Origin of the sequence: Planktothricoides sp. SR001, assembly GCF_001276715.1 — a bacterium.
GTDB lineage: Bacteria > Cyanobacteriota > Cyanobacteriia > Cyanobacteriales > Laspinemataceae > Planktothricoides > Planktothricoides raciborskii.
Map to the genome: position 1 here is coordinate 20,651 of NZ_LIUQ01000064.1, position 10,375 is coordinate 31,025.

The window sequence follows — 10,375 nt, forward strand, 5'->3', positions numbered from 1 at the left end:
ATGCTTAGAGCATGTCTGCTGCATCCATTGATCTAATTATAGCTCATGGTTTTGATTTGCGTCAAGTTTGATTGACATTTTCAGATCGAGCGGTCAGCAGTCAGCTTCTCAGCAGTCAGCCAACACTGAAAGATCGATCGCCTATCTGCTTATCCGTCGGCTTTTCAATTGCGCGATCGCCCGTTCAAGTAATTCAGTCATTGCCACCTCATTGTTAAAGAATTTCTGGATAAATAGCCGCTAAACGATTAGTTTCACCTTTTGCCTCTTTAAGTAAGTCATGCCAATCGTCTGGAGGACAACCACTTTCAAGCATTTTCTACATAGAAACCCGGTTTCTGTCACCCCACGGGCAACCAATATTTAAGCAATTTGCAGGGTCTTAGGAGCGGGAATAGACTCACCTTCTGCTTGCCACGCTTCCAAGTACATTTCAATAACTTCTTCGCCGTTAAGAATTGCTTCTTCACGGGTTTTGCCATGAGTGCAAGGCATGACAACGCGATCGGCAAATTCTGGAATCGTCACCAAGAAAAGCCGATCTTCATTCGACCATTGAATCATCATGCTATATTGATTCATAAATTCTGCGTGATTTCACAATGTTTCTGGATCGATTTCTTTTACCGGCATGGTATTCAGCCATTGCTGAAGCTGCGAGTTTAGCCAGAATGTCTGGAGAATTAGCATACGCTTCATCAAGGGCGCCGTTCGTCTTCTAGTTCTTCCAGAATCATTGCCGCGATCGCCGAAAAGGCGATCGCTCGGTAAAGTTTTCAATTGCGCGATCGCCCGTTCCAATAATTCAGTCATTGCCACCTCATTGTTAAAGAATTTCTTGATAAATAGCCGCTAAACGATTAGTTTCACCTGTCTTACTATCATAAGCTATTTTACATTTCTCATCATTTACCCAAACCTTCTCGATTGAAGAATCGGATAATTTTAATCGTTATTTCAAAAAACTGGCAAAAATCCATAATATTATCGTAAATCTCATCATATAAACTCGCACCACAAAGGACACAAAGAGCAAAAATAGCAAAGATAATTAACTTCCTTGGTGTCCTTGGTGTCTTTGTGGTTTCTTTCTCTCTTCCCCAATTCCATATCCGCCAAGTGATGAAAAATTAACAATCAGAGTTAATCTATAGATTGACATCTCTCATTGGGGATCAAACATTATGGGCTTTCACAAAATTCTCGTGGCGATCGACCACTCAGAACAATCACCCCTGGTCTTTAACCAAGCGCTCGATTTAGCCAAAAAAGAGGGGGCGCAACTGATGGTATTTCATGTGATTAACATCCAAGGGCAGGGAGAAGTGGCTCCCATTTTGGGGACGGGAGTGGGTTTGGATCTGGCAGCGGGTAAAACCCTGCAAAAAATGCAACATGAAAGTTTTCAGGCAGAAATTCAGGCGGTCAAAAAAGAGTTTCAAACTTATCGGCAAAAGGCAGAAGCCCAAGGCATTGAAGCGGAATTTAGATATGATGTGGGGTCTGCCGAATCCTTAATTTGTCAACTCGCATTTGAATGGCAAGCGGATTTAATTGTCTTGGGTCGTAGAGGTCGTCGAGGACTGAAAGAAATCTTACTAGGCAGTGTCAGCAGCTATGTGACGCATCATGCAGCTTGCTCAGTCTTAGTTGTCCAAGGCATTCACTCGACTGAATCAGATTAATGTTTTTGGGGTGCGGGGAGCGGGGGAGCGGGGGAGCGGGGGTGCTTTTGGAGGAAAGAGGAAAGAGGAAAGAGGAAAGAGGAAAGATCCTCTCTCTTCTCTTTTCTCTCTTCTCTTTTCTCTCTTCTCTTTTCTCTCTTCTCTTTTCTCTCTTCCCTTTTCTCTCTTCGCAGGGGTGCAGGGGTGCAGGGGAGCGGGGGAGCGGGGGAGAGAGGATGGGCGCAAGCATTGCGCCCCTACATCTCATCTCATCTCCTCTGCTCCTCTGCTCCTCTGCTCCTCTGCTCCTCTGCTCCTCTGCTCCTCTGCTCCTCTACAGTTGAGGCACAAACTGCTCTTTTTCGGGGACATTGGTGTATTCAGCCACGATTTGACGGAATTCTTCCCCGTCAATGGTTTCTTTTTCCACCAATAAATCCACTAAGCGATCCATGACTACCCGGTTTTCTTTGATGATTTTGGTGGTCATGTCGTAGCAATGTTCGACAATGCTTCGCACCTGAGCATCAATGCGGGCGGCAATTTCCTCAGAGTATTCCGAACGGGTCATTAAATCCCGACCTAAGAACACTTCACCTTGTTGAGTTTCTAAAGATAAGGGTCCTAAATCAGACATCCCGAAGCGAGTGACCATTTGGCGAGCCATTCCGGTGACTTGTTGCAGGTCATTTCCGGCGCCGGTGGTGACTTCCGCATCCCCAAAGATGACTTGTTCGGCGACCCGACCGCCCAGAGCACCCATGATCCGAGCCATGAGTTGAGACTTGGAAATGAGAAACTGCTCTTCCCCAGGGGTGAACCAGGTCAAACCTTGGGCTTGCCCGCGAGGAATTAAGGTGACTTTTTGTACGGGGTCGTGATTTTTGACCAGGGTGCCCACGATCGCGTGTCCAACTTCGTGATAAGCAATCAAGCGTTTGCTCTTGCTGTCCACTAGGGGAGTGCCTTCCATCCCGGCGATGACGCGATCGACGGCATCATCAATTTCCAGCATGGTAATCGCTTCTTTGCGGCGACGGGCGGTGAGAATGGCGGCTTCGTTGAGCAGGTTAGCCAGGTCAGCACCCGTAAAACCAGGAGTCCGACGGGCGATCGCCTCTAAAGAGATTTCATTAGCCGGGGTGTTTGGATCGTTTGGTTGGAGTGGAGAAGCGATCGACTTACTGGAAAGCAAACTAAAAGACGCGGGCTATCAATTTGGCTTTGATCCCATTCGCGTCAAATTTACCCCCACCGATGTTACTTTGCAAACTTGCGAGGAAGCCGCCATTGACTTTGCCCAAACCCTGAAGCGATCGCAGAAACTCCGCACCGCCAAACCCTCGGTGACTGCCGGAGGAAGCGATCGCACCGCCCAAGCTGTAGGTCGCATCGTCGGTTCCCTGTGCGTTGTTTCCGTCAAACGGGGAGATGTCACCAGTGGAATGTTAGCCTCTTAGGTTTCCCAAGCCACCTTTAATCCCCCCGGTCTGACCATTGCCGTAGCCAAAGACCGGGCAATGGAATCCCTAACTCATAATAGAGATAAATTTGTCTTAAATATCTTGGCCGAAGGTCGGCAATTGCGAAAGCATTTTATGAAACGCTTTGCCCCAGGGGAAGACCGTTTTAGTGGCTTAAACACCACGGAAGCAGCAAATGGTTGTCCCATTATATGTGATGCTCTGGCGTATTTAGAATGCGTGGTCAAAGACCGCATCGAATGTGGCGATCATTTGGTGATCTATGCGGTGGTTGAAAATGGTAAATTACTCAACGATAACGGTGTAACAGCGGTGCATTATCGCAATACCGGCAGCCATTATTAATTAGTCATTGGTTGTTAGTTGTTGTTGGTTGTTAGTTGTTGGTTGTTGGTTGTTGGTTGGGGAACGGGGAACGGGGTTCGGAGTTCGGAGGAGAGAGGAGAGAGAAGAGAGAGTTTTCAGAAGCATCCTCTTTGCTCTTTCCTCTTTCCTCTTTCCTCTTTGCTCTTTGCTCTTTGCTCTTTCCTCTTTGCTCTTTCCTCTTTCCTCTTTCCTCTTTCCTCTTTCCTCTTTGCTCTTTGCTCTTTGCTCTTTCCTCTTTCCTCTTTCCTCTTTCCTCTTTCCTCTTTCCTCTTTCCTCTTTCCTCTTTCCTCTTTCCTCTTTCCTCTTTCCTCTTTCCTGTTGCCTGTTGCCTGTTGCCTGTTGCCTGTTGCCTGTTGGCTATTGGTTGACTGGCACGGGCGTTGATATGAAAGCTTAGAATAATTTCAGTATCATTAAATACAATTTTGGGGGTTTCACCAGTGAATATTCACAAAATGGCGGCTCATTCCAAGACCTGGATCTTTATATTTCAAAAAAGGAAACTATTATATACAGTTTAAGATTGATTAGGTACAAAGTAAAAATATGTCATTCCCGCCGGATCGGGAATCTAGATAAGTTATGTAAAAATTTATGTAATAATATGTCATTACCGCCGGATCGGGAATCTAGATAAGTTATGTACCTCACTAACGTAACAAACGCTGGATTAAACTCTGAAAGTAAAGCCCAAGAAAATCTTATCGTAAGGATAATTTAGGTAAATGGTATTACCAAATTACCCAGACTTTACAAATTGTCACCTAAATGGGGCTTGACAAAAAAATTATGATTCTGTATCTTAGTTTGAGTCTGATGACAGTCTGATTAGGATACAAGAGTCAAATTTTTGACTTTTCAGCCATTCTATTCTCATACCAGGAAGTAGATTCGCTCTGATTCAATGCAGACCGAAAGGCAAACCGTGATCAATTTCGATATTTCGTCGATCAGTCATTTAATGAGACGGCAATAAAGAGAGGCAATAAAGAGATCGATCGATCTACACCAAAAATACATACCTAAATTTAGACCGCTGGTATTGCCAGATACTCCCTAAGAGTGGCGATCAATTGAAGCCGTAAACATTACTGGAGACTCACTCAAAGCATACATATCTTACAGCGCTTTTCAGATCGATAAACCATATTGAGACAGTCCGGCAAATTAAAATCAACCATATGTTGTTCTTTGCTTAAAAGAACAGCGGTCTAAGATATGGTCTGAAGCCAGGGGAAATCACTCGGGATCGAAACAAACAATAATTGCCAAAAAACTTTGTTTGCCAAAATATAGGTTTTTTGGGAAAAAATTACCCAAATAATCAGATCTGAAACAAATATGACAGACAACCTTCCGATTCCTAAATTCAGAAGGGAACTTGTAGAAGATCGTCGTCAAGACGGCTACTGGATTGAAGCAGTCAACATCGATAATGGCTCTAACCCCGATATCATCGGATATGGAATGGGGGTCTAGGAGAAGTGACTTGGTATCGAAACAGTGATTGGAAAAAGACACTGATTGCCAAATATATCGGTCCCGTTGGTATGCATCATGCCGACGTGAACGGGAATGGGCGAGACGATATCATCATTTGTTACCAGTACGGTCAGACGATGATCAATTGCGATCCCGATGGTGGCAAAATTGCTTGGTTGGAAAATCCGGGCAATAACGAGCCGTATTGGAATAGCCACTACATTGGCCGCGCCACTTCCATGCATCGCTTGCGGGTCGGTTATTTTACCCAAGAAAGCAAACTACAAGTTCTCGGATTGCCTATTGTTGGGCGGCCCAATGATGTCCACTCGATTACGCCGATCAAACTATTTACTCAGCCAGATGACCTTTACGGGGCTTCCCAATGGCATGAAGAAACCCTGAAAATATACGACAAACAATACTACGAAGCCAATCAAACCAAGCCAGATCCCAACGATCCATCTAAAGATCGGTTACTTGTTTTCCATGTGATTCATGGTGTGTCGCTCAAGAAGTATGGCAAGAAGTCCGGATCCAATCTTGATTCGGTTCTGGTTGCTTCGGAAGAAGGGATTACCTGGCTGTACTTCTGTCCCGAGGACAACGTATGGTATGGCCAAATTCTCGGTACGGGTGAACTAACCCAAGTCAACCGAACGGGTTTCAAAGGAAGTGGTAACGTGGATGCTGGCAAGATCGGAGATGACGATTTTGCTTACATCCCCACCGTCGAACCGTTTCATGGCAACACGGTCTGTGTCTATTACAAAACAGAATACACAGAGGAGAATAAAAACTCCCTGACGGGTTGCACCTGGAAAAGAGTCGTGCTCGATGTTTACGGCGATCCCAACCAGATCGGAGAAGGTCCAGGACATTTCACCATCTGTGCAGATTTTGATAACGATGGAGAGGACGAGTTTCTCGTTGCCCTGCGCGGTCCGATGCCTTGGCAAGGAGTCTTTTACTATAAGGCGATCGATGTGAAAAATGGCATCTTCGCTAAATGGCGGGTCTCCGAGGATTCTGCCGCTCGTATAGCTGTTGCTGATTTTGATGGCGATGGACGCTTGGATTTTGCCACTATCGGTTATTCCGTAGCTGGATACTATTGTGCGGATAATCCATCTATTGTGGTTTACTACAACGATTTTGCTCCGCACAAAGGAGGTTAAGCGATCGCGCGATCGCTTCAATTACTGTACCCCAAAATCGCCAATTTTTTCTCGCAAACAAATGTCAACTAACAAAGTCAAAGTTCTTAACTTTTCCGGGGATTATATAGACGCGAAGTTCGTTGAAAATGTGGAAAACTATCCCATTCATAACCGTACTATCGTCGTTAACCCAGAAGAAACTGATGCTTACTTGAGCGAAGCGAACCGCAGTATTATTCCGTGTTTCTCATCCACCATCCTGGAAAATACGACGATTAAAGAAGCAAAGTCCTTACTGTTGCTTGAGGTGGTAAACACCAAAAATATCGGCAATATTGTCTTTGAAACTGGGTGGGATCTATTAGGGAATTTTCCCGACTCTGGCTTTCCTAAAAACGTACAGTTGTGGAAGTCTCCCCAAGACGAAGCGGGAATTCTAGAAGTCGATCCATATTTTATGTCCCGGCAGAAAAGTGTGCCGAGTCAAAAAGAAAAGTTCTCGGTTAAAGTGAACCTCTGGTTCGCACCTTCCCATACCGATTGTGCCATCCATAACACACATGATTTTCTGGAGATTCACACCCAAATCTTTGGACAGGGACGAATGCAGAAGTTCAAAGTGAAAAGTTTTGACAGTCTGTATGAAGACCTGATTATGACTGAGGGATATACCCAGATCGTTCCATTTTGTGAAGTTCACGAAAACCAGAAATATACCTATCCCTGGCATCAGTATTATTCAGACACCGATTGCATCTGGATGGCGATTGAATATCACCCAAAAAAAAATTCTAACTAACAGGAGTAGTCAAGTCATGTCCAACGACATTTTTCCACCAAAAATCGAAAACGGTAAGGCAAAGAACGTTTACAAATTTCTCAAAGTCGAGGAATATTTTGGCCGCTACCAAGAATGGGACAAACTGGGAGCAGTAGAAGGACATTCCTTCGATAAGGATAAAAAGACTTTAAGCCTTAATTTCAGTAAGGCTGGTGGCGGCAACTGCGTCATGTTGATCCAGTGCGTTCAAAACGATACCCTCCGAGTGCGCTTTAACCCCACAAAATCGAAAGTAGACCAATACAGCGATGTCAGTCACTTGCTCGAAAATGCCAACTTTGATCTTGAGGACCAAGAGTTAAAGGAAAAATTTATCTTTGATGTAGATTGCAAAGAGGCTAACGGTCAGATTGTTTTGACAACCAAGTCTCAATATAATCCCATCGTGATGAAAGTGGTTGTCACCATCGCTCCATTCGGCATCAAAGTCTTCAACATCTCCGAATCCAATTCAGAGTTTGCAGAGATTCCCGTTTGGCAAACCGCAGACACCCCAATTTACTACACTCCTCATTCACTAGACCCCAACAACCCAGAGGATTATGCTGTCATCCAAGCGGTGAAGAAGCCTGCCAACGCCAAGTATTTTGGATTTGGCGAACAGGGGGGAACCAAACTCAGCAAGAATACCGACCAGTTGAATTATTTCAACTTCGATAATATGCGGTATCGGCAGATTTACGAGCGCGGACCTTTAGATAACCGGGAGCCTCTTTACCACTCCGAGCCATTCTTTTACGAGTTCAATGGCATTCCCGACAGCAATAATGTCAATGCCGTTCTCCTGGACAACCCCAGTCAAGTATTCATCGATATCGGCTATAGCAACTCCAGTCGCTATATGTTCGGCACTCGCTTTGGCGATCTTGACTACTACGTCTTCTTAGGAGAAGATCCGAAGAACATCCTAGATAGTTTTACCGCCATCGTCGGTCGCCCCGGTTTGAAACCACGCTACGCCCTGGGATATCATCAAGGTTGCTATGGGTACGAATGTGCCGCTGACCTCAAGTGGGCTGTGGAGAAACATCGGGCTTGGGGCATTCCCCTTGATGGGCTGGCTGTAGATGTGGATCTCCAAGATAACTACCGGACTTTCACTATCAAGCCGAATTACCAAACTAATAAGAACTGGCCTCACGAGCAAACGTTTGGCAATCACCAGGAAATGTTCAGTTGGTTGCGCCAGCAAGGTGTGAAGTGCAGCACCAACATCACCCCCGTGATCAGTAGCCAAGACCTGGGCAACCCAGGTTACTACTCAACCTACAAAGAAGGACTAGAGAACGGCTACTTTGTTCTGGACAAGCGCTACGATGCGGACAATCCCGACAGCAAGCACTACCAAGTCTACGGTAGCAGTCATGAATTCTGTCCCAATGGTGGCTGGGTTGAAGGTTACAACAGCGGCCAACCTTACATCGGTGAAGTTTACTACGGAGACTTTCAAGGAAAACCCCTGGGAAGCCCAGGTCACTACTCCGATTTCGCCCGTCCAGAAGTGCGTGAATGGTGGGGCAAGCAATATAAATACCTGTTTGAGCAGGGGTTAGAATTTGTCTGGCAGGATATGACCACCCCGGCAATCCGCGACAACCGTGGAGATATGAAGGGCTTCCCCTTTAAACTCATGGTCCACAGCGACTTCCAAGGAGTCCCGGAGTTGAAGCCTGCCCTCAAAGTGTGGAACTTGTACTCCTACAATCTGCACAAAGCCACCTACGAAGGACTCAATAAACTGCCCGGACGGGAAAACAAACGCAACTTTATCATCGGACGGGGCAGCTATGTAGGTTCTCACCGATATGCAGGGTTGTGGACAGGGGATAACTCTTCCGACTGGGATTTCCTCCAGATGAATATTTCCCAAGTCCTGTCTCTAGGGATGCATGCCTTGGCAATCACGGGGCAAGATATCGGCGGTTTTGAACAGTCAGCGGCTGACGAGAAGCAGAAGTGGGCTTCTCCAGAACTGGTGATTCGCTGGACTGCGGCAGGTGCTTTCTTACCCTGGTTCCGCAACCACTACGTCCGCAAAGGGCGCAAAGAGTTCCAAGAAGTCTTCCAGTATGTAGAGTGGTTTAAAGCATGGGGGAAAGAGATTCCAGCCCCCCAAGACTTGTACTACATGGTGCCGGAAATTTGCGGGCATTATATTAAATTGCGCTACCGGCTGATGCAGTTGTTCTATGATGCATTGTTTGAGAACACCCTGGATGGTCTGCCCATTTGCCGTCCTTTGTTCCTCAACGATCCCCAGGACCAATCTCTCTACAACGATAAGGAGCAATTCCTGAACGACGAATTCTTCGTTCGCAATGATCTGCTCATTGCTCCAGTGTTGCGGCCTCAGTCTGAAGATAACAACAATGGTCGGCGGGATGTCTATCTGCCCGCAGGTAGCAACTGGTATTGCTTTGTGGACAACGTTATGCCTCTTGGTGCGGCTGTAGAAGGGGGCACAACGATACGGGATTTTGATGCCAATCTTAATACCCATGGCAATCACATTCACTTTATCGTTCCCATGTACGTCCGGGGAGGAGCAATTATTCCTACAATTGAGCTAGAACAATATGTGGGACAGTTGAATGCAGAAGGTAAGCCCAATCCGATTACCCTGAATGTTTATCCAGGGAAGGAAGGGGAATACACGATGTATTTGGATGATGGCGTGAGCCGTTCTTCTGCGCCAAAAGCAGAAGTGGACGATCCCAACGCCAACGACGAATATCGTGAGACTAAAATTACCCACTGCTACACCAGCGACAAGGTGCGGGAGATTAAAGTCGAGCGGATCCATGACGGATATACGCCTAAGTACGAAACCTATTTCTTCGTGGCAGTATTGCACGATCCAGGGGAAGCCAAGGGAAGTTCCGGTCCGTTGAAGAGTGTCACCATTGCCGGACAACAGGTGCAGGCTATCTCTAGCGGCAGTGCCGATCAACGGAGTCATGCTCTCCATGATGCGGCCAGCAATGCCTGGTATTACAACGAGAATATCAACATCAGTTACATTAAGGTGTTTGATAACAGTTCGTCGATTACCATCAAGGCAGAATATGTCTAATCTATGCCAGGAGGTGAGAAACCCTCCGGCTAATCGCTAAATTCAGCCCTTGCTTGGGGTTTAAACTCCTGGCAAGGGCGCTGATTTTGGGGGGTTTGAAACTGTAACGTAATTGTTGGACAGAGTTACCCATTGCTACTCAAAAATGGGTAGCTTTTTTCTTGCCGTCAGATATGGAGACATCACTTAAGTAGTCGGACATTTTGGCCGCAGGACTAATTTTCGTAAACATACTAGAAACCCTTGTGGCACAATAATTACTGGATAGATGTTCGGGGCATACTCGCCCTTATCTACGTTTTGG

General features: G+C 46.0%; 7 protein-coding genes and 2 pseudogenes. 6 read left to right on the forward strand and 3 right to left on the reverse strand.

Annotated elements, in window-relative coordinates:
- Positions 1-71: 71 nt before the first annotated feature.
- Positions 72-218, forward strand: a complete 147-nt coding sequence (locus tag AM228_RS33525) for a hypothetical protein (protein ID WP_156332045.1) — start codon at positions 72-74, stop codon at positions 216-218.
- A 145-nt stretch (positions 219-363) separates the two neighbouring features.
- Here AM228_RS33525 and AM228_RS25065 read toward each other — a convergent pair whose 3' ends face one another.
- Entirely contained in the window at positions 364-582 is a 219-nt protein-coding gene (locus AM228_RS25065; RefSeq protein WP_054469658.1) for a type II toxin-antitoxin system HicB family antitoxin, read from the reverse strand.
- 15 nt (positions 583-597) lie between these two features.
- On the reverse strand, positions 598-813 hold the full coding sequence (locus AM228_RS25070; protein WP_054469659.1) for a hypothetical protein: 216 nt from the start codon (positions 811-813) through the stop codon (positions 598-600).
- A 371-nt stretch (positions 814-1,184) separates the two neighbouring features.
- Between AM228_RS25070 and AM228_RS25075 the strand changes: the two genes are divergently transcribed.
- Positions 1,185-1,685 (forward strand): universal stress protein, encoded by a 501-nt coding sequence (locus AM228_RS25075; protein WP_054469660.1) that lies wholly within the window; start codon positions 1,185-1,187, stop codon positions 1,683-1,685.
- Positions 1,686-1,998: 313 nt separating this feature from the next.
- Here AM228_RS25075 and AM228_RS25085 read toward each other — a convergent pair.
- Positions 1,999-2,802, reverse strand: a pseudogene (locus tag AM228_RS25085) (cell division protein FtsH); the annotation flags it as partial.
- Here AM228_RS25085 and AM228_RS25090 point away from each other — a divergent pair.
- The 4 genes and pseudogenes from AM228_RS25090 to AM228_RS25105 all read left to right on the forward strand — a co-directional run.
- Positions 2,798-3,493, forward strand: a pseudogene (locus tag AM228_RS25090) (flavin reductase); the annotation flags it as partial. The pseudogenes AM228_RS25085 and AM228_RS25090 sit on opposite strands and share 5 nt — an antisense overlap.
- 1,506 nt (positions 3,494-4,999) lie before the next feature.
- Positions 5,000-6,175, forward strand: a complete 1,176-nt coding sequence (locus AM228_RS25095; RefSeq protein WP_197285408.1) for a VCBS repeat-containing protein — start codon at positions 5,000-5,002, stop codon at positions 6,173-6,175.
- Positions 6,176-6,236: 61 nt separating this feature from the next.
- Positions 6,237-6,956: a hypothetical protein gene (locus tag AM228_RS25100; protein WP_054469662.1), complete on the forward strand. Its 720-nt coding sequence runs from the start codon at positions 6,237-6,239 to the stop codon at positions 6,954-6,956.
- A gap of 16 nt (positions 6,957-6,972) precedes the next feature.
- On the forward strand, positions 6,973-10,071 hold the full coding sequence (locus AM228_RS25105; protein ID WP_054469663.1) for a TIM-barrel domain-containing protein: 3,099 nt from the start codon (positions 6,973-6,975) through the stop codon (positions 10,069-10,071).
- The last annotated feature ends 304 nt before the right edge of the window (positions 10,072-10,375 follow it).